Below are 20933 nucleotides of genomic sequence, written 5' to 3' on the forward strand. Positions count from 1 at the left end.
GGAAATTATTCCAGCCGTACCCAGATAGTACCGGAAAGTGTTTCTCCCGGATTTAAAATTGTTAGGCCTTCGCCATTATTAAAGGCATCTACATTGGCCGTTAGAGGCTCAATAGCGATACTATCGCGCCGGATGGGGGTGTAACAAACCAGATAATTAAGTTTGTTTTCACCGGTTTCCTGTCCTACGATCAATTGAATCCCCATGTCAAGGGAGGTGAGTATGGTTTCGGCAAAAGGATTTGGATTTTCGGGATTGCTGGTTGGTTCGATAGCAAAAGCGGTATCCATTTGTACGTCATTCAGCTCAATTGTGGCGGCTGGCTCGAACGCCTGTTTACCCTTTGGGATCATGTACTCATCGAGGAGAACAGGCGTGCGATTCGGCAGTGACAGGCTCATGTTATTGACCGATTCGTTCGTAAACGTAAAGTAGGGATGCCAGCCAAAAGCAGCCGGAGAGCGTCTGGAACCTGTATTAAGTGCCGAATATTTGACTTCCAGCGCACACATACGGTCGTTTTCGGAATGGTTTCCGTTGGGTAGCAAATTAGCCTGAACTAACGTATACGTAACCGTCAGGGTGAACGGGAAAGGATAGCCAACGGTATCGCCTTCATACGTGTATTCAACTACTAACCGGGCATGTGTCGAGGTAACTTCCTGACTAACGACCGAAAAGACACGGCCATGAACAAAACCGTGCAAGGAATTATCGCGCTTTATCTCATTGAGCTTCAGCGCATGATCTTCGCCATCAAAATGATAAATGCCATGTCGAATACGACTCGGAAACGGGTACAGCAACGCACTGGCGTAACTCTCGTCACTCAGAAGTGCCTGCGGTGAATCGGGCGATTGGAGTAAAGCGAATAAATGATGTCCTTTCCGCAAAACCAATCGGCGCAGAATACCCCCGTATTCTGGAATGACTGTTATAAATTCACCCGTTTCGGTGTGTTCGAGGATGTATTCGGTAAGCGGTTCCGCTCCGGTGGCCAATGGGCCAAATGGCTGGGTTGTTATCTGAAAGGGCATGATATAAAAGATGCAGTCAGTCAATAAGTAAGCCTTCCAACGATTGTATTGTTTTGATAAAGCGCATAAAAATAAGCAAATCGTGCGCTGGGTCAACGTTACAACTCGCCTTCAACGCCAACCCCAAAAAGCGCAAAATCATACCGTACGGGATCGGTTGGGTCAAATTGCCGGAGCGTTTCGGTGAGTTCGAGCGCAGCTTTCCAGTCGGTTTGTGGCCTGGATAGCAACTTCAAATGGCGAGCTACCCGGTTTACGTGAACATCAATCGGGATGACTAACTGAGCTGGTTTCAGGCGTGTCCACACGCCAAAATCTACACCCCGATCGTCTTGCCGAACCATCCAGCGCAAAAACATCAGTAGCCGTTTGCAGGCCGAATTTCGGGCGGGGGTAGCGATGTGCTTGCGGGTTCGTTCAGGAAAAAAATCGGTGAGGCCGCAAAAACGATCATGAAAAGCAATGAGCGACGCTTCTACGGTTCCGGCCGGGTCACTCAGGAAAGCGTCTTCCAGCGAGTCGTGTTTCTGAAAATACTGTCGGAAGAAATGAAGAAAATACAGCGCATCGATTGCGTTGAATGTTCTGTGTTTAAAGGCCAGAAATCGCTTTAAGTCGCTTTCTTCATGATGTTGAATGAAGTCGTAAGGAGCGCCATCCATCAAGTCGATTAGCTCAGTAGATTTTTTCAGAATGACCGGCCGCTGCCCCCAGGCCAGCACAGCCGCCCAGAAACCCATGATCTCAATGTCCTGTTTCAGGCTAAAGCGGTGGGGAATCGAAATGGGGTCACGCTCAATAAATGAAGGCCGATTGTATTGATCGGCCTTCGTATCTAAAAAATCCTTTACTGACGCGTAATGCCTGGTATTAATGATTAACTCATCATTCATTTACTTTTTCCTCCACTAACAATCCAGGCCATTGCGGTTGAAATTCCTGAGAATAAGGCTAACAGGCTCGACATGAGAAACGTGAAGACCGCAATGAACGGATAAGCCAGCGTGAACATGATACTGAATGTAAGGTAGCCGGGGGTGGCTTTCATTTGTTCGTCGCGTTCCCGGTGACGGCGGGCAATACGTTCTTCTTTCGTTTCCATAAATGAGCTATCGAACTATGTAACTGACCTCTGCCCGAAAACGCCGATCTTCGGGTGAAAGTTTCGCGAAGGCCTGTGTCGATAGTTTAATTAGAATCTTGTCATTAACACCTGTATCAGGTAACCGGCCGATGACTTTTACCCACAAGCTCTGGTTGTTAAACTCGTTTCGTACCTGTACCAGTGTGCCTATGGGCGCTGTCCGGTGAAGGGCCAGGTATTTGCCCGAACCATCATTTCCTTCAATCATCTCGGCCACACCACTGTTCGATATCCGTCGACCCCGCGTTGGCATGGGTGCATCGTTTCCGGGCCGGGGTGGCTCGATGATTTCGGCTGGTTTTTCGGGCGACTTCTCCACGGGTTTCTCCGTTGGTTTTTCAGCGGGTTTTGTTGTTGGATGGGTTTCGGCCTCGGTTGGTTTTGTCGTAGCGGGGGCGGTCGGTGTTGGACGGCTATGCTCGGGTTTAGGGTCGGCGGGTGTCGTCGATTTAGGCTCTGTGGGGCGTGGCTCGGTAGGCCGAACAGCTACGTGCGGTGCGGGATCGGGGGTATTCCGACGGGTTGGCAGATCGGGCGTTTTGGCTGCGGGTGCAGGTGTAGATGGAGCCGATGGTGTACGGTCCAGATACGCTTTTTCGGAAACAATAAGCGCCTGGCCAATTAGCATTTTGTTGCCGGAGAGATTATTCCATTTACGCAGATCTTCCTGCGACACGCCATATCGGCTGGCTAAGCTGTAAAGCGTTTGGGCGGGTTCAACTACGTGGATGCCCGCCTTTGCCGGATCATCGGCCTTGATTATATTTTTCTCTGGCTGCTTCTGGGCTTTTGCTGCTTTGGCTTCCTTCTTCTCCGCTTTTTCCTGTTTCTTAACCGCTTTGTCGATCACCTTCTCTTCTTTCCGGCTTAGCGTACCGTCCGGAATTGGAACCCGGACGATCTGAGCATATTTAACGGCATCTTTCAACGTTGGATTTGCCGCCTTAATGTCGGCAACGGAGCGGCCATAGCGTCGGGCAATGGCGTAAAGCGTCTGGCCTTCATTAACACGATGTAAAATAAATCGTTTGCCGTCTTTTTTTTCAACACCAATGGAATCGGTAACGGTTGGCTTTACAGGAAAGGATGGATAGGCCTGGACAGCATGGATGCATAGTATGCTGCCTACCAGCCACAATGCGGAACGAAGTGAAATTTTTTTCATGGGTTATTGGCAGCCGGAAAGCGGTCGAAGTGATAGACAACGGCCAATTCTATAAACGGCTTAATAGGTAAAATTAACACAATTATGGGGTAGTTTTATACTCGACCGAATTTAGAATGTATGCGTCATAAGGGGGTAAACAGCATACGAAATTTACAATTTTCGACGAAGTTTTGACAAAAATACCGTTTTATGCTGTTAAAAAACCTTAAAACAGAACCACCTGAACAGAAGCGGTCGTTTGATGTTTAACTACAAAGAGGTAGTAAGGCAAAAATGACGAATGGGTGATGTCTCAATAACAGCTCATCAACCCGTTGGCAAACACTGCTTCACTGCTTCGAACTCCTTAAAAATTATGCAAAATTATTCGATACTCTGGGCCGACGACGAGATAGATCTTCTAAAACCCCACATCCTGTTTTTGAAAAATAAAGGATACGACGTAACGCCTGTTAATAGCGGAGCTGATGCGCTCGATCAGGTTGAACAGACCAATTATGACGTCGTATTTCTGGACGAAATGATGCCGGGTATGACAGGGCTGGAGACGCTTGCCCAGATTAAACAAGTGCGCCCTAATCTGCCCGTTGTGATGATTACAAAGAGCGAAGAAGAGCATATTATGGAAGAGGCCATCGGCTCTAAAATTGCCGATTACCTGATCAAACCTCTGAACCCGAATCAAATCCTTCTGTCGGTCAAAAAAATTCTGGATAACAAACGGCTTGTTACCGAACGAACCAATATTGGCTATCAACAGGATTTCCGAAATATATCCATGCAGTATAATGACCGCATGGACTTCAATGAATGGGTTGATGTTTATAAGAAGCTCATATATTGGGAGTTAGAGCTTGATAGTTCGCAGGATAAGAGTATGCTGGAGGTGATGAACATGCAGAAGAGTGAAGCCAATTCTGAATTCTGCAAGTTTGTTGTCGATAATTACGAAGATTGGTTGAACGATCCCAAAACCGAAAGTCCGGTTATGTCACATCAACTGATGCGCAAAAAAGTATTTCCACTAGTCGAGTCGGGTGGTAGTTCGTCTGCGTCCGGTGGAGCACCTTCCGGTGGGGCATCCTTATTTTTTCTTCTGATCGATAATCTGCGGTTCGATCAATGGAAAGTCATTGAACCGCTTCTGGCAGAGTACTTCACAATTGAGGAAGAGTCGTCGTACTATGCTATCCTGCCAACGACAACGGGTTTTGCCCGTAACGCCATTTTTTCGGGGATGATGCCCAGCGAGATGGAGCGTAAACACCCCGATTTATGGGTGAATGACGATAGTGAAGATGAGGGCCTTAACAACCACGAAGAAGAATTCCTGCGTCGGCAGCTTGACCAAAGTCGCCTGAACATCAAGATGTCGTACCACAAGATTCTGAATGTTAATCAGGGAAAATCGCTTGTCGATAATTTTAATAACCTGTTACAGAATCAGTTAAACGTAGTGGTCTACAATTTCGTGGATATGCTGTCGCACGCCCGAACGGATATGGCTATGATCAAGGAACTGGCTCCTGACGAATCGGCCTATCGGTCTATTATGCGGTCGTGGTTTCTGCACTCACCTATTTTAGAGTTTGTGCAAAAGATTGCAGCCAAGGGTGGGCGACTCATCATTACGACCGATCACGGGATGATCCGGGTTCAGAAACCGGCCAAAATAGTTGGCTATCGCGAAACGAATACCAACCTTCGTTACAAACAGGGCAAAAACTTAGGGTTCGATGATAACCACCTTTTTGTAGGACGCAAGCCTGAGCGGTTGTTCCTGCCGAAACCCCACGTATCGACAGCTTATGTATTTACGCTCGAAGATTACTTCTTTGCGTACCCTAACAATTACAATTACTACGTGAATCATTACCGCAATACCTTCCAGCACGGGGGCGTATCGCTGGAGGAGATAATTGTTCCCTTTGCGTATTTGAAAGCGAAGTAAGTGAATTAATGAAGTAAGTGAAGTGGGTAGATTAGTGAAGTGAGTTTCAGACTTTGGTCCTCGCTTCATTAATCTACCCACTTCACTTACTTCACTACTCCCCAATCAATAGGTTGCAAATATGTCTTCCATCATGTAAGCGTGGGTACCTAACCATTTAGCCGTGCCATCCAATTGCGTTAGTTCAATGGTCATGTCGTTCCGGAATTCGCTCAGGCAGTATTTACTAATGGCTTGCTCAATGGTATTCAGGATAAAGGCCGATGCTGTGGCCAGTACTCCATCCACAATAATGATCTCTGGATTGAATAAACTAATGGCAATGGCCAGCCCTTTGCCCAGTTGATAGCCGGTTTCGTGTAGTACGTCGATGGCGTAGGAGTCGCCATGATGCGCTGCGTTAATAATTTCGTCGATATCAATTTGATCGGTATCCTTCTGGAAAGATGCCAGCTTTGAGATTTGCCCCGCCAGGATATCCCGCTTTACCCGTTTGACAAGTGCCGAGGCCGATGTGATCGTGTTCAGGCAGCCAATTTTACCGCAAATACACAGCTCTCCTTCCGGGTCTACCTGAATGTGCCCAAGTTCACCGGCAAATCCGCTGGCTCCCTGAAAAACATCGCCATTGACAATAATTCCCAACCCTACACCCCAGTCGATGTTAATGGCCAGCACCTGTTTTTTCCCTTTGGCACCCCCAAACCGACTTTCGCCCAGAACCGTTGCTTTTGTGTCATTTATGAGATACACCGGCTTGCCCAATTGCTCCGAAAGCCACTGTGTTGGTGACTCGCCGGTTTCGTTGAGGTGCATATAGGTTAAATTTATACCCCGGCGGGCGTCAACTAAACCCGGCATTGACACCCCCACCGCAAGGATGTCATTGGCATCAATCTCCGAATCGGCTAGTGCGCTGGCAAAGTAGTGAGCCAGGGATGAAAGAAAGCTTGGGTTGTCATTTAGCCGTAAGTCATAATCACCGCGATAGATCACTTTTCGCTGGATGTTCATGAAGAGGATTTTGGTATCGTGTGTGCTGACATCCAGCACGGCCACATAATTATGCTTCGTGTTCAGCCCAAACAGCACCGGTCGCCGACCGTTACTGCCGGTTGCCGTGCCGATAGGCGTAACCCAATGGTTCTCAATAAGCTCTTCGACCAGGCTCGTTACGGAGGGAACACTGCTGTGTAATATTTTCGTCAAATGAGCAAGTGTACAGGTGCCTTCAGCATACAGATGGGCCAGTACATTACGCTGTTTTTGATTCTTCTTGTAGTCAACAACCGATTGCTGAGTTGGTGGCTCTTCATCAAGGACAAGAGATGTGTTCATGTTTATTAGATAGGATGTAGTCGTTACGGAAAGTACAGTAGAACGGTGATATTACATTAAAGTTCCAAAGCTATGGTAATGCACTAACTACTTATATAAATAGCGATCTTACAATAAAAAAATTTATATATACACGTTGTTATAATAAAATATATTATTAATAATGGCTTTGGTGTCCCTCATTCTCGTTGAGAGTATCCTACTATTTATTTGACCGATAATCTTCTAATCTTCAGCCCTGAGTGTATCGCGGCAGAAATTAAACTAATGAAATGCGGAATAATGCAAATTAAGAGGCAACTACCTTTATACGCATTATTAAGCAAAGGCAATTTTAAAAAAAATTATTAACTTGATCATATACTATATATATTTGTCAAACTATCATGATTGTTTATTTAAATATTGATATATCTCCTGATTTACATAATTAATTTGGTACATAAGGACATATCGGGACTATATAGTTAGTATATCATTTATATATCTGCATTACTACTGACAAACAGGCTGATTACGCTTTGAAGGCTGTTGGAACGTTGCAATAAAGTTGAGTTTTGTGAGTAAAATTCTTTTAACCTAATCAAATGTCTAACCAATATGGAACAAAAACTACGTAGAGCCATTCCCGGACTTCTACTCTTTCTTGGTATCTGGGTCATCGGTGCTGCTTTGCCTGCATTTGCTGCCGATAAAGAGGTGACTGGGAATGTCACCGACGAGAAGGGCAACGACTTGGCGGGTGCCACAGTCACCATTAAAGGAACGAATCGGGGAACGAACACAGATGGTCGTGGACACTACCGAATTACGGTTCCTGATGCCAATGCGGTATTAGTGTTCTCCTATATCGGCTATGCGAAACAGGAAGTTGCTGTGGGTGCCAGATCTGTTATCGACATGAAACTGCTGCCGGGCGATGCTGCGCTGGACGAAGTGGTCGTTACCGCTTTAGGTATTAAAAAAGACACGCGCGCACTGGGATATTCGGTCACAACCATCGAATCATCGGCGCTTAATGTAGCGCGTGAAACGAACGTTATCAACTCATTGCAGGGGCGTGTGGCCGGGCTGAATATTGCCCCATCGAGTGGCGGGCCGGGTACATCGTCCCGGATCAATTTACGGGGTGTCAGTAACTTCAGCGGTGGTAGTCCTCTGTTCGTTATCAATGGTATTCCTATGGACAACACCCAGCGCGGTAACTCTGGCGAGTGGGGTGGTTCGACCAACGGGGATGGTATTTCGAACATCAACCCCGACGATGTTGAGACCATGACCGTACTTAAAGGGGCTTCGGCTGCGGCTCTGTATGGTACACGGGCGGCAAACGGCGTAATCCTGATTACGACGAAAAGCGGCAGCAAAAACTCGGGCCTATCAGTTGAGTATAATGTAAACCTCCAGGCCGATAAGATTATTGACTTTAGCGATTACCAGTACGAATACGGTCAGGGCACGCAGGGCAAACGGCCTACAGATGTTGCCAGCGCCAAAAATTCGGGGATTTACAGTTGGGGCGAAAAAATGGATGGCGCTCTCTATACCCAGTTCGATGGCAAGCAATATCCTTATTCACCCGTTAAAGATAACCTCCAGAATTTTTACCGTACGGCAACAACATTAACGAATACGGTTGCCCTCTCGGGTGGCAATGACCAGACTAGTTTCCGGTTGTCGCTGTCTTCGCTCGATGCACAGTCTGTATTGCGCAATAGCGGACTGAAACGGAAAACCTTCAACCTCAACATAAACCAGAAGGTTACCAGCAAGTTCGATGTGAGCGTTATGGGTAACTATGTCGATCAGCAGGATGAGAACAGAGCCCAATTGATGGATGGTCCAATGAATGCCAATTATGGTATCAAGGTTTTGGCTACCAGCTTTAATCAGGCGGCCTTACAACCGGGGTATAACACCATAACCGGCGATGAATCCACGTTTAGTGATGATACATACAAAACAAACCCCTGGTTTGTGGTCAATCAGTACAAGAATAACTTTGACCGGAAACGGCTGATCTCGGCTATCACGGGTAAATATCAATTTGCTGACTGGATCTACCTTCAGGGTCGTATCGGATATGACGCTATCAATGATGGTGCGTTTAACATCACTCCTTTCGGAACAGCCTACTCCCGTTTAGGGGGTATAGGCCAGGCTAAATCCCAGACGACAGAATTGAACATCGACGGTCTGTTGGGAATCAACCGGAACATAACGCAGGCTATAAATCTAAATGTAGCCTTAGGTGCCAACCTCCGGAAGAACAAAATCGAAAGCATTGGCATTTCGGGTAACCAACTCAATATCCCATACCTGTATACGATCAGCAATACGCTGTCGAAAAATCAGTCGTATGGGTATAACGAACGGCAGGTCCAATCGGCATATTACACCGCTGATTTTAACTACAAAAACTACCTGACTCTATCGACAACCGGCCGTTACGACGTTTATTCGACGTTGCCATCGGCTAACCGGGGTATCTTTGCGCCGTCGGTATCAGCTAGTTTTGTGTTCTCTGAGTTATGGAAGTCGACGTTGCTGAATTTTGGTAAACTCAGAGCGTCGTATGCACAAACGAGTGGTGAAGCCTACGATGCGTATTTAACGAGTCAGTACTATTCCCTGGGCAATACCTACAATGGCTTGCCACAAGGCGGCTTTAGCTCGACCCTGCCGAATGTAAACCTGAAACCGTTCCGGCTGAAGGAGTTTGAAATCGGTTTTGAAACGAAATTCCTGAACAATCGAGTGGGTATCGACCTGGCGTACTTCAACCGGGAAACAAATGGAGAAATTGTGAACGGGCCGTTATCCATTGCGTCGGGCTATACATCGCGGGTGTTGAACCTTGGATCGACGAAAAACTCGGGTGTCGAGCTGTTGATTACAGGCACGCCGTTGGTTAGCAAAGGGTTCAAATGGGATGTTTCGTTTAACATAACCAGCGTTAAAAATACCATCGTCGATATTGACGGTACGGCCAATCCATCCCCACTCATCCTGGGAACTTACCGCCCGCTGAACGGCAACATTGCGCACGTAAAAGGTATGGCCGCAGCGCAGGTGCTGGCCTACGATTACAAGTACGATGCGAATGGGAAGATGATCATTGGCGACAATGGGGTGCCGGTTCGGGGTGATTTCAAACCAATGGGTTCGGCGTTGCCTAATTTGTATGGAGGGTTGAACAACAGTTTCAACTTCGGCGACTTCTCGTTCTCGTTCCTGTTCGATTACAAGTTCGGCGCAAAAGTATTGTCGGCCACTAATCACTATTCAATCGTGGACGGGCTGAACAAAATTACGCTGGTAGGTCGCGAAGGTGGAGTTGTTGCCGATGGTGTGCTGGCAACGGGTGAGGTGAATGCCAAAAACGTTCCGGCCTATACGTACTACCCGGCTCTGGTGACCAATATCTCGAAGCTAAACGTGTTTAGTGCTGACTTCATCAAGTTGCGTCAGGTTGTATTGGGCTACCATCTGCCCGCCCGTTGGTTCAGCAACACCAAATTTCCTTTCGAAGCGATTTCGTTCTCGCTCGTTGGCAGAAATCTGGCTACGTTGTTGAAACACACGGATAATTTTGATCCTGAAGCCGGTATCTCGTCCGATGTCCGGTATGCTGGTATCGAAGGGTTGCAGATGCCATCGACAAGAACATTTGGATTCACGTTAAACGCCCGATTCAAAAAATAAGCCCTACTCATGAAAAAGAAATCGATCTATATAGCATCCCTGTTACTAGCGTTAATGGCAGGGTGCACCAAAGATTTTGACCAGATCAACACAGACCCGACCAAGGCCAGTGCTGCCAACTGGGACCCGAACTATTTTCTGCCGAATGTTCAGAACTCCTACATAAATCTGGGGTACGGAAGCATGCTGTACCAGGCCCCGGCCATGCAGGTACTGGCGTCTACATTCACTTATTACGGTAACGGCGACAAATACATCAATACCCAGAACTCGACCAGCTATCAGGGTACACTGTTCAATACCACTTATGGAATAGGCACCGTGCTGGTCGAATTACAATCGCTTGCCCAGGGAAAAGACCAGTATGCGAACCTGTCGAACATTGGGCGGATCATGCAGGTAATGAACATTGGTCGGGGTACGGATGTGTATGGCGACTTGCCTTACTCTGAAGCCTTCCAGGTGAAGACTACCGGAAACGCTTCGCCGAAGTACGATACGCAGCAGTCAATTTATACGAGCTTATTGACTGAACTCGATGCCGCCGTCACGGCTCTGGATGCGGCTAAAGCGAAGCCATCGGGCGATTTATTTTACGCTGGCGATATTGCCAAATGGAAGAAATTCGGCTATTCGCTGATGCTTCGTACGGCTATGCGGTTGACCAAAGTTGACCCCGCAACGGCTCAGAAGTACGCTGAAAAAGCGGCAGCCGGTGGTGTATTTGCCTCCAATGACGACAATGCGCTTGAAATTGCTGATGCCAACAACGCGACCTCTGGGATCTACAGTGTGTATCAGGTAGCGGACGATTTTCGGGAACTTCGTTTCTCGAAAACGTTTATCGACGCCCTGAAAACGACCGGCGATCCTCGGTTGAGCGCCATTGCCGAAGTGCCCCAGACTGGCCTTGCCAACAATAAGCTTCAGACACTGGTTGGTAACAATGCGGCTGCTGCGCAGGTTGGCTTGCCAAACGGGTATGACCTGAATGGGGGAGCTACGGACGTTCGGAAATCGGCCGGTTATCCGGGTCCAACCGGAACAGGTGATGACGTGGCCCCTCTGGGAAACTACTCAAGACCACGCATCTCTGTTTACCTGAAAAAAGCAGGTACGCTTATGGTATTGACCTATGCCGAAACAGAACTGTTGCTGGCTGAGGCAAAAGTAAGAGGCTGGAACGTGCCGGGAACTGCCGCCGGGCATTATCAAAACGGGGTAATTGCCGCTATCACGTCGCTGGCTCAACTGGACGCCAGTGCTGCCGTCTCGACCGAAGCAGCGACCGCTTTTGCAGCAGCGCATCCGCTGGATGTTACCTCAACCGAGGCTTCGCTGAAAGCAATTAATACACAGTACTGGCTGGAAACGGGCTCTACATTCAACTTTATCGAGACATGGCTCAACTGGAGACGGTCGGGCTATCCGCAACTTACTCCGGTCAACTATCCGGGTAACGTCACGAATGGACAGATTCCAAGACGGATGATCTACCTCTCGACGGAAAGCCTGACCAACCCGACTAATTACAAAGATGCCGTAAGTCGATTGACAGGTGGCGATCTTTTGACGAGCCGCGTTTGGTGGGACAAATAATCCATACACATAAAAAAAGGTAAAGGGGCTTAACGGCCCCTTATCTTTTTTACGTACTTTCAATGAGTACAGCCCGAGTTTAATTGTAAGTTATGAACGGTATAGATTTTCTACATAAACGGACGCTTTTGATCAACGCAACAACCTATTGTGCTTTTCTGATTACCGCCGTCTTATGTGTAGTGGGTTCGTCAATACATGCCCAGTCGCCTTTGCTGAAATTACTCCCGTCCAGTCAGACAGGTATATCTTTTCGGAATGACATTGACGAAAACGAAAGCCTGAATGTGCTGGCCTATGAGTATTTCTATAATGGGGGAGGGGTAGCCGTTGGCGACCTTAACAACGACGGCTTGCAGGATCTGTTTTTTACGGCCAACCTGAAACCCAATAAGCTTTACCTGAATCTGGGCGGGCTGAAATTTAAAGACATTACTACCGAAGCCGGGCCGGTCCTGGGCGGTCGGGCAGGTGGGTGGAAAACGGGCGTGAGCATGGCCGATGTAAACGGCGATGGGCTGCTTGATATTTACATCTGCTACTCAGGGAAAGTAGGTGAAGACAAACGACGGAATCAACTATTTATCAACCAGGGAGCATCGGGCAAAAATGCCTCGATTCGATTTGTCGAGCAAGCTAAAGAATATGGTCTTGATGACCCGGCTTACAGCACCCAGGCAACCTTTTTTGATTTCGACCGGGATGGCGATCTGGACCTGTTTCTGTTGAACCATAATGTCAAGAAGTACGATAATATGGAACTGGCTAAATTCAGGACGGAGATCGACCCACTAGCTGGGAACAAACTGTTTGAGAATAAGAATAACCATTTTATCGATGTCTCAACGAAGGCAGGCATTCATCAGGACCCGCTTACATTTGGATTAGGCATGGCCGTGGCCGATGTGAATCAGGATGGCTGGCCGGATATTTACGTGACCAACGATTACAACGAGCCGGACTTTCTGTACATAAACCAGAAGGATGGTCGCTTTAAAGACGAAACACAAGCCTGTTTCCGACATATGGCGCATTTCTCGATGGGCATCGACATTGCCGATTATAACAACGATGGCCTGCCGGATATCATGTCGCTGGATATGCTGCCGGAGGATAACCGACGACAAAAGCTGTTGCAGCTCCAGGAAAATTATGAGTCGTTCGAGTTGATGCAGCAGCAAAATCTGCAGAAACAATACATGCGAAACATGTTGCAGTTGAACAACGGCGATGGCACATTCAGCGAGATCGGTCAGCTTGCGGGCGTATCGAATACCGACTGGAGCTGGTCGCCCTTGCTGGCCGATTTTGATAACGATGGTTATAAAGATCTATTCATATCGAACGGATATCTGCGTGATTACACAAACAAAGATTTCCTGAAATACTGGGGTGATTATAAAGTTAAAAAAGCGATCAACCGGGAGTCGATACAATTGATGGATTTGGTGAAGGCTATGCCGTCGACCAAAGTCCTGAGTTACATATTCAGCAACAACCACGACCTGACATTTACGAACAAACAGCGGGAGTGGGGTATTCAAACGCCCGCTATCTCCAGCGGAGCCGCCTATGCCGATCTGGATAATGACGGTGATCTGGAACTCATTGTCAATAATATTAACGAGCCCGCTTTTGTGTACCAGAACATGAGCCGGGAGCAGTCGAAGAATGGGTACATTCAGCTAAAATTGATGCCTGCCAATGGAAACAAACAGGTTATTGGCGCAAAAGTGACAGTTTACGCCAACGGAAATGTACAGTATCAGGAAGTGAATCCGGTGAGAGGATACTTGTCTACCCAGCCACAACTGCTTCATTTCGGGTTGGGAACAGGATCGAAAATTGACTCCATCAAGGTTGTATGGCCGGACCAGACCGTACAGAAATTAACGGACGTAGCAATCAATCAACTGTTTACTATACAGCAGGCAGCGTCTGCCAAAGCGAGTGTGCTGCCGGTTCAGAAAATGGCGTCAGCTGTTTTTGCAAGGGTCGACCCTATTCTTGCACACACACATGAGGGCTATTCGGAAAATGATTTCAAACGCCAGCCTCTCATGTTGTGGATGTACTCTCACACAGGACCGGTATTAGCCAAAGGTGATGTTAATAAAGATGGTCTGGACGACGTGTTTATCAGTGGCGATCAGAACAAACCAGCCGCTATCTGGACGCAGCAGGCAACCGGAACGTTCAAGAAAATAGACGGATTAACTATTGGAGATGAAGCCGTTTCGGCTATTTCGGCCGCTGTTTTCTTCGACGCCAACGGCGATGGCTATGACGACCTTTACGTAGCCAAGGGTGGCTATTCTTTATTTGAGGTCAATACTGCTTCGCTTCAGGATGAACTTTATCTGAACGACGGAAAGGGTAAGCTAAGTCTGGCCAAAACAGCCTTACCAAACTTAAGCGCCAGTAGTAAATCCTGTGTTCGCCCCTGCGATTACGATGGAGATGGAGACGTTGACCTGTTTGTAGGGGGACGTGTGGTACCCGGCCGTTATCCCGAAGCCCCGGTCTCGTACCTACTCGAAAATACGGGTAACGGGCAGTTTAAGCCGGTAGCCATTCCCTTCGCGATGGTGGGCATGGTAACCGATGCCCAATGGGCCGACACGGACGCTGATGGTCGAAGGGACCTGATTCTTTGCGGGGAATTCATGTCCCTGAAAATCTACCGAAATACGAAAGAGGGATTCATTGACAAAACGAAGCAGTACTTTCCTGACGAGGAGAATGGATTCTGGTTATCGCTCACGATAGCCGATGTAAATGGAGATGGACAAAAAGATATTCTTGCCGGTAATCTGGGGAGCAATACGCAAATTAAATTCTCCCGAAAAGAGCCGGTTGAGCTTGTTTATGCCGATTTTGATAACAACGGGTCAATTGACCCGTTCTTTAGCTTTTACGTTCAGGGAACGGCCTACCCCTTTGTTAGTCGGGATGAACTGAACGATCAAATTTATGCCATGCGCAAGAAGTTTGCCTATTATAAGGACTACGCCAATGCCACCGTCAACGATATTTTTCCGGCTGACGAACTGGCTAAAGCCCGGAAATTGACGGCTACAGAATGTCATTCGGTTTGTTTTCTGGCAAGGGATGGGCAATTCGAAAAACATATTCTGCCCTTACAGGCGCAGTTTTCGCCTATAACAAACATGATGAGTGCCGATTTTGATCAGGACGGTAATATGGACGTTTTACTGCTGGGTAACAAATCGGACAACCGCCTGAAACTGGGTAGTATGGATGCTAACTACGGCTGTTTGCTCAAGGGAAACGGCAAAGGAGATTTTTCGTATGTGAACCAAGTCGATGCCGGATTGTCTGTGGTGGGCGATGTCAAATCGGTTATCGAAGTAAATGTTAAGAAGACACCTTATTTGGTCATAGGCGCCTTTAATCAAGCGCTCCAGGTCTACAAAAAACAGAAACCATGAAGTGGGTGCTACTCCTTTTTTTATGGCTGGGCCAAACTGTAAGGGCTGAGGTTGTTAAGCCGGATCTGGGCAAGCACCTCCAGCCAACCGTATTTGCCGCAACGATGGTAATGATTCATGATGTGGTAAATCCGCCTGCGGCCAGTCGGTTTTATACATATTGTCTGTTGGGAGCGCACGAGATTGTGGCTCAACATCAAACGTCTGTCGTTTCGCCTACCTCTTTTGTCCGAAGCCTCAAAACGATTCATCTGGAAACGAAGGAGCCATATGATTATCAGATCGCTGCTCTTTATTGTATCCTCGAAACAGGCCGCCTGATTTTACCGTCGGGCTATATGCTGGAAGACGAAGAGAAAAAGTTGCTTGACCAGTTGACGCATGAAAAATATGGCGAACAGATCATCCGGCAATCAGTCATTTTGGCACAGGATGTAGCCAAACAGATTGTTGCGTATGCGGCCGCCGATAATTACCGGAACCTGAGCGCCCGTACACGCTACCGACCCAGCAAAGCCGATGGATTCTGGTACCCAACACCGCCAGGCTATATTGAAGCCATTGAGCCACATTGGCGTATTATCCGCCCCATGCTGATCGACTCCTGTAGTCAGTTCAAAGCCAAACCTCCGGTTGCGTTCAGTAAAGACACAACCAGCGCGTTTTATAAACTTGCATACGAGGTATATCAGGTGGGAAATACACTGACCGACGAACAGCGCTTCATTGCTTCCTACTGGGACTGCAATCCGTTTGCGATCAATACATCGGGCCATATGTCTATCGGATTTAAAAAGATAAGTCCTGGCGGACACTGGATGAACATCACGAGTATTGCCACCACCAAAGCCCGATTGTCATTCGATAAGGCCATCATGGTGCAATCGCTGGTAGCCATGGCGCTGATGGATTCGTTTATCAGTTGCTGGGACGAAAAATACCGGAGCAGCCGAATTCGACCGGAAACGGTTATCAATCGATACATCAATGTGCGTTGGCAACCCCTTTTGCAGACACCGCCCTTCCCCGAATACACCAGCGGACACAGTGTTATTTCGACCGCCGTTGCCGAATTGCTTACGTATCTGCTGGGTGATAATTTCGCCTTTACCGACAACACTGAAGTACTTTTTGAATTACCCGAACGACAATTTAAATCTTTTCGGCAGGCGGCTTCCGAAGCGGCAATTTCCCGACTTTATGGGGGTATTCATTACCGCGATGCTATTGAAAATGGGCAATCGCAGGGCAGGTCGATAGGTGAATTTGTGGTGGGCCGTCTAAAAAAAGCGGGTGTTAAGTCGGTTCAATAGGATTAGAAAAACCACCGTCGCCGGTACAGGCTGGGTAAATCTGTTTCAAACCAGGTATACGGATCCTGATAAAATCGAAGAAAATCCGGAACACTGGCCTGACCCGGATAGGGTGCATAAAAATGGGTTGGACTTTGCCGGTCGTTACGCCAGACGAGTACATACGAGAGTCTTACTTTCTCCGCTTTCAACGATTTCAGTAATGTATTCGTCCACCATGTCGTGTCAGGAATTGATTCCAGACCCGTTTCAGTGAAAGCCGCCAGTTTTCCGGCTTTTTGGGCATAATCAGATACGATCTTTAGTTTCTTAATACCAGCGGGTACATTATAGCGGCCATTGCGACCGAAATCGGCATAATTATCCACGCCAAGCATATCGACCCATTCATCGCCGGGATACCGCTCCAGGTAACTGGCTTCAGTTTTAAACAGACAGTCGGGCGAGAAAGCGTAGATAAAATTGTGAACCTGAAGGCTATCGCGTAGATACGAAACCGTAAAACGCCATAAAGAAACAAACTCTTCCTGCTTGCAATGGGGCTTTCCCCACCAGAACCAACCTCCGTCGAACTCGTGGTAAGGCCGGAATATCATGGGAGCCAACGTGCCATCTTTCCCTTTTGCCGAATGTGCCACATCGGCGATGGTATGGAGAATTTCTTTATACCGTCCATTGTATGAGCCCCCCGGAATAAGGTAGGATACCGCCGGTGCCGAGACCGAGTCAACCCAATTGAACCCATTAGACGAAACCGGGTTGGGAAAATGCCAGGCAACGGTCGTTACGCCATCCCGGTCGTAGGTTTCGGTGATTTGTTTACGGAGGGACTCCTTTGCCTTTTCGATAGCCTCCGGCGGCCGACCGGATAAACCGCTAAAGTCAACACCAATCACTGCCGGATGCGACCCACTCACCGATTTGACATCGGAGCGATTGGCATCGCCAGCCCAGCCATGTCCGTATTCTGTGGCGTGCTGATGCCCGAACAGAATGTGCTTTTTGGCTAGTTTGTGTAGATTATGATAAAGCGCTTCTGTCTCCCTAGTGGCTTTTGAATCGACGGGTTTATTCCTGTATGTTTTGGCTAAAAGCGGGTCACTACTTGATAGTACCAATAGAATAAAAGATAAGGCGAGTAGCCTAAGACGCATGTGCATACTGGCTGTATTTTGACAATTCGGGTATAGAACTCATTATATAACTATCAAAAATAAGCCGACAGGGCGTATCCTGCTTACGAGTAGTTAAAAATTTGGGGTATACACTAGGTATCAGTTATGCCAACTCTGGGATATTCAAACACTGCCGAGCATGCGCAGACACTAGCTAACAATAGCGTTAGCAGTGATTTACAAAAAGAAAGTAGGAGGGTAGTTACCCTTTTAATTCGAGCACTTGACCATCCTGACAGCGTAGTACGCGAGCCGGATATTTGTGCAGGAGATCGTAATTGTGGGTCGCCATAAGTACGGCAGTTCCGGCATTGTTGATCGCCTGGAATACCTTCATAATCTGGTCGGCTACGGCCGGGTCCAGGTTGCCGGTTGGTTCATCGGCAATAAGGATTTTGGGTTCGTTCAGCATGGCCCGGGCAACCACTATACGCTGTTGTTCACCCCCCGAGAGCTGGTGGGGCATTTTTTTCTGCGCTGTTCCCAGACCAACCTGCATCAGCACATCGGCAATGCGGTTGTTCATGTCTGTCTTATTACTCCAGCCGGTTGCTTTCAGCACAAACTTCAGATTATCCTCGACCGAACGGTCGAAAAACAATTGAAAGTCCTGAAAAACGATGCCTATTTTCCGGCGTAGCTGCGGCACATCGCGGGGCTTGAGTGCATCGAGAGCATAACCTGCTACGGAGCCTTTGCCGTTCTGAAGCCAGAGATCGGCATATAATGTTTTCAGTAAGGAGGTTTTGCCACTGCCCGTTCGGCCAATAAGGTAGGCAAAATCGCCTTTGTTGATTTGAAACGATACATCGCCCAATACCAGCTTCTTCTCCTGGTAAATATCGGCATGATCGAGAGTCAGTACGGGTTCCGTCGAAAACATAGGATTTACGATTTACGAGGTACGATTTACGATGTCAAAACCGTGAACCATACCTCGTAATTCAAAAATAATTACTTCACTGGAAGATTAGCTTTCTCATGGTCGGCCAGGAATTTAGCCAGACCGCTATCTGTCAACGGGTGATTGAGCAACATCTTCATAACGCTCAGCGGGGCTGTCATGATATCTGCACCAATTTCAGCACACTGAATAACGTGCATTGGGTGACGTACAGAAGCTGCCAGTACTTCGGTTGTGTAGCCGTAGTTCGTGAAAATCGTAACGATCTGTTCGATCAGCGCCATACCGTCGGTCGAGATATCGTCCAGGCGACCTACAAACGGCGAGACATAAGTAGCACCGGCTTTAGCAGCCAGTAACGCCTGTCCTGCCGAGAAGATCAGCGTACAGTTGGTACGGATACCTTTTTCAGAGAAATATTTGATCGCCTTGATGCTATCGCCACTCATCGGCACTTTTACCACGATGTTCTCGTCGATATCCGCCAATTCTTCGCCTTCCTTAATCATCTCATCGTATGTAACGGAGATAACTTCTGCACTGACATCGCTTTGTACGATCTCGCAAATTTGTTTGTAATGGCGCATTACGTTGTCTTTTCCCGTAATACCTTCTTTCGCCATTAGCGAAGGGTTGGTTGTTACACCGTCGAGAATCCCCATATCCTGGGCTTCGCGAATGTCAGCCAAATTGGCTGTGTCAATGAAAAATTTCATGGTTAAACAGTTATACAGTTAAACAGTCGAGTTGTTAGTTAGTGGAGTTGATTAGCCCATTAGACTGCCCAAACGACCAGACTAACTAATTACATTCGTCCCGTCCTGGATTTTGCAGACGTGAAGGTACGTATCTTTCCCCGTTCGGGCTTTATATTGTTTGGTAATCAGGTTCGTAAAATCATCAAGTGCTTCTTCGCGCACCAGGTTAATGGTGCAACCGCCAAAGCCACCGCCCATCATCCGGGCACCCAACACACCCGGCTGTTGACGGGCAATATCTACCAGCGTATCTAACTCCGGGCAACTTACTTCATACCAGTGACTTAAACCCTCGTGAGAGCCGTACATCAGTTGGCCAAAGGTAGCTACATCGCCAGCTTCGAGGGCTGTTACGCCATCGAGCAGCCGTTGATTTTCCTGCACGACATATGCACACCGACGGTATATTAACGGCTCTGTGTCGCGAAGATGCTGGTCCAGCATAGGCATAGTCACATCGCGTAAACTCTTGATTTCGGGATAAAAAGTTTGCAGAAACCGAACCCCGGCTTCGCACTCGGCCCGGCGTGTATTGTACTCCGACGTGACAAGCGAGTGCTTCACCCGCGAGTCGCAGAGAACTATACTGATACCATCCATTTGCAGGGGCGCGTATGAGTAGTCGAGCGACCGGCAATCGAGTTTGATTACATGATCGGCTTTGCCCATCATGCTGGCAAACATATCCATAATGCCCACTTTGGCACCAACGAATTCGTTTTCGGCCCGTTGTGAAAGCTTCACCATAGCTACCCGCTCAAGTCCCAGCTGAAAAAGTTCGTTCATGGCAAAACCAACGCCATTTTCGAGTGCCGCCGATGACGACAGGCCCGAACCCATGGGAATTGTACCACCAAAAACGCAGTTAAACCCGCCAATTTTATAGCCAGCCAATTGAAACTGGGAGACAACACCCAGCAGATAATCGGACCAGGTTTGGGTTGGCGTTAAATCAGTCAAAGAACCCTGGTATGACTTGTCTAGGTCGTATGCTATAAAATGAAGTTCATTATCCTGACGAGGCCCAACGGCTAGATAAATGGCTTTGTCGATAGCTGCCGGAAGGACAAAACCTTCGTTATAATCGGTGTGTTCACCAATAAGGTTGACTCGACCGGGAGAACAAATAAGGAGCGGGGCATTGGTCCGCTGTTGCGGATCGGCAGGCACTGGGGGAAAAGCCTGTTGAAAAGAACTGATAAGCTGATTAAGTAAATCCATGTAGGGCTTGGGAAATCTAGCGGTTTGATACAGCTAAACGCATAACCCGCTACATAGCGCCACCGCTCGACAAAACTTGACTGGACGGAAATAAAAAATGGCAAACCAATGTCTCACCGCTACGACCACCTACCCTTGCTTCGGTCAAGACCTGGGGGATTCAGCAGG

At 47.8% G+C, this 20933-nt stretch carries 14 protein-coding genes; 5 read left to right on the forward strand and 9 right to left on the reverse strand.

Features of this window, described 5'->3' with window-relative positions; all coding sequences use genetic code 11:
* Positions 1-5 precede the first annotated feature (5 nt).
* From CWM47_RS17970 to CWM47_RS17985, 4 genes are all read right to left on the reverse strand, one after another.
* The gene (locus CWM47_RS17970; protein ID WP_100989617.1) at positions 6-1037 is read right to left on the reverse strand and encodes an aldose 1-epimerase; all 1032 of its coding nucleotides are present in this window, start codon (positions 1035-1037) and stop codon (positions 6-8) included.
* Positions 1038-1135: 98 nt separating this feature from the next.
* A complete protein-coding gene (locus tag CWM47_RS17975; protein ID WP_100989618.1) occupies positions 1136-1930 on the reverse strand; it encodes a TIGR02757 family protein in 795 nt (264 codons plus the stop codon).
* Positions 1927-2139, reverse strand: coding sequence for a hypothetical protein (locus tag CWM47_RS17980; RefSeq protein ID WP_100989619.1), 213 nt, complete (start codon positions 2137-2139; stop codon positions 1927-1929). The genes CWM47_RS17975 and CWM47_RS17980 overlap by 4 nt, the downstream gene beginning before the upstream one ends.
* Before the next feature lie 7 nt (positions 2140-2146).
* Positions 2147-3346, reverse strand: coding sequence for a LysM peptidoglycan-binding domain-containing protein (locus CWM47_RS17985; protein ID WP_100989620.1), 1200 nt, complete (start codon positions 3344-3346; stop codon positions 2147-2149).
* A 358-nt stretch (positions 3347-3704) separates the two neighbouring features.
* Here CWM47_RS17985 and porX point away from each other — a divergent pair, with 358 nt between their 5' ends.
* The gene (gene porX / locus CWM47_RS17990) at positions 3705-5300 is read left to right on the forward strand and encodes a T9SS response regulator signal transducer PorX (RefSeq protein WP_100993927.1); all 1596 of its coding nucleotides are present in this window, start codon (positions 3705-3707) and stop codon (positions 5298-5300) included.
* 105 nt (positions 5301-5405) lie between these two features.
* Here the strand turns inward: porX and CWM47_RS17995 are convergent, their stop codons facing one another.
* Positions 5406-6638 carry an ROK family transcriptional regulator gene (locus tag CWM47_RS17995; protein ID WP_100989621.1) on the reverse strand — a complete coding sequence of 411 codons (1233 nt, stop codon included), beginning with the start codon at positions 6636-6638 and terminating at the stop codon, positions 5406-5408.
* Between the two features lie 600 nt (positions 6639-7238).
* On the opposite strand from CWM47_RS17995, the gene CWM47_RS18000 reads away from it, so the two are divergent.
* The 4 genes from CWM47_RS18000 to CWM47_RS18015 all read left to right on the forward strand — a co-directional run bounded on the left by CWM47_RS18000 (position 7239) and on the right by CWM47_RS18015 (position 16707).
* Positions 7239-10343 (forward strand): SusC/RagA family TonB-linked outer membrane protein, encoded by a 3105-nt coding sequence (locus CWM47_RS18000; RefSeq protein ID WP_100989622.1) that lies wholly within the window; start codon positions 7239-7241, stop codon positions 10341-10343.
* Between the two features lie 9 nt (positions 10344-10352).
* Positions 10353-11942, forward strand: coding sequence for a SusD/RagB family nutrient-binding outer membrane lipoprotein (locus tag CWM47_RS18005; protein ID WP_100989623.1), 1590 nt, complete (start codon positions 10353-10355; stop codon positions 11940-11942).
* A 92-nt stretch (positions 11943-12034) separates the two neighbouring features.
* Positions 12035-15394 carry a VCBS repeat-containing protein gene (locus tag CWM47_RS18010; RefSeq protein ID WP_100989624.1) on the forward strand — a complete coding sequence of 1120 codons (3360 nt, stop codon included), beginning with the start codon at positions 12035-12037 and terminating at the stop codon, positions 15392-15394.
* Positions 15391-16707 carry a vanadium-dependent haloperoxidase gene (locus CWM47_RS18015; protein ID WP_100989625.1) on the forward strand — a complete coding sequence of 439 codons (1317 nt, stop codon included), beginning with the start codon at positions 15391-15393 and terminating at the stop codon, positions 16705-16707. Before CWM47_RS18010 ends, CWM47_RS18015 begins: the two co-directional genes overlap by 4 nt.
* Before the next feature lie 2 nt (positions 16708-16709).
* Here CWM47_RS18015 and CWM47_RS18020 read toward each other — a convergent pair whose 3' ends face one another.
* The 4 genes from CWM47_RS18020 to galK form a co-directional block, all read right to left on the reverse strand.
* Entirely contained in the window at positions 16710-17867 is a 1158-nt protein-coding gene (locus CWM47_RS18020; RefSeq protein ID WP_240625944.1) for a glycoside hydrolase family 26 protein, read from the reverse strand.
* Between the two features lie 217 nt (positions 17868-18084).
* Positions 18085-18765, reverse strand: a complete 681-nt coding sequence (locus tag CWM47_RS18025; protein WP_100989627.1) for a cell division ATP-binding protein FtsE — start codon at positions 18763-18765, stop codon at positions 18085-18087.
* 71 nt (positions 18766-18836) lie between these two features.
* Positions 18837-19502, reverse strand: coding sequence for a fructose-6-phosphate aldolase (fsa, locus tag CWM47_RS18030; protein ID WP_100989628.1), 666 nt, complete (start codon positions 19500-19502; stop codon positions 18837-18839).
* Positions 19503-19583: 81 nt separating this feature from the next.
* Positions 19584-20765: a galactokinase gene (gene galK / locus CWM47_RS18035; RefSeq protein ID WP_100989629.1), complete on the reverse strand. Its 1182-nt coding sequence runs from the start codon at positions 20763-20765 to the stop codon at positions 19584-19586.
* Between the last annotated feature and the right edge of the window lie 168 nt (positions 20766-20933).

It is taken from the genome of Spirosoma pollinicola, from assembly GCF_002831565.1.
Lineage (GTDB): Bacteria > Bacteroidota > Bacteroidia > Cytophagales > Spirosomataceae > Spirosoma > Spirosoma pollinicola.

Excerpts from the sequence above, each read along its gene's own strand:
- CWM47_RS18015 (WP_100989625.1), top strand. The coding sequence starts at position 15,391 with ATGAAGTGGGTGCTACTCCTTTTTTTATGGCTGGGCCAAACTGTAAGG.
- CWM47_RS18020 (WP_240625944.1), bottom strand. The coding sequence starts at position 17,867 with ATGCACATGCGTCTTAGGCTACTCGCCTTATCTTTTATTCTATTGGTA.
- CWM47_RS18000 (WP_100989622.1), top strand. The coding sequence starts at position 7,239 with ATGGAACAAAAACTACGTAGAGCCATTCCCGGACTTCTACTCTTTCTT.
- CWM47_RS17995 (WP_100989621.1), bottom strand. The coding sequence starts at position 6,638 with ATGAACACATCTCTTGTCCTTGATGAAGAGCCACCAACTCAGCAATCG.
- CWM47_RS17980 (WP_100989619.1), bottom strand. The coding sequence starts at position 2,139 with ATGGAAACGAAAGAAGAACGTATTGCCCGCCGTCACCGGGAACGCGAC.
- CWM47_RS18005 (WP_100989623.1), top strand. The coding sequence starts at position 10,353 with ATGAAAAAGAAATCGATCTATATAGCATCCCTGTTACTAGCGTTAATG.
- porX (WP_100993927.1), top strand. The coding sequence starts at position 3,705 with ATGCAAAATTATTCGATACTCTGGGCCGACGACGAGATAGATCTTCTA.
- CWM47_RS18025 (WP_100989627.1), bottom strand. The coding sequence starts at position 18,765 with ATGTTTTCGACGGAACCCGTACTGACTCTCGATCATGCCGATATTTAC.
- CWM47_RS17985 (WP_100989620.1), bottom strand. The coding sequence starts at position 3,346 with ATGAAAAAAATTTCACTTCGTTCCGCATTGTGGCTGGTAGGCAGCATA.
- CWM47_RS17970 (WP_100989617.1), bottom strand. The coding sequence starts at position 1,037 with ATGCCCTTTCAGATAACAACCCAGCCATTTGGCCCATTGGCCACCGGA.
- fsa (WP_100989628.1), bottom strand. The coding sequence starts at position 19,502 with ATGAAATTTTTCATTGACACAGCCAATTTGGCTGACATTCGCGAAGCC.
- galK (WP_100989629.1), bottom strand. The coding sequence starts at position 20,765 with ATGGATTTACTTAATCAGCTTATCAGTTCTTTTCAACAGGCTTTTCCC.
- CWM47_RS18010 (WP_100989624.1), top strand. The coding sequence starts at position 12,035 with ATGAACGGTATAGATTTTCTACATAAACGGACGCTTTTGATCAACGCA.
- CWM47_RS17975 (WP_100989618.1), bottom strand. The coding sequence starts at position 1,930 with ATGAATGATGAGTTAATCATTAATACCAGGCATTACGCGTCAGTAAAG.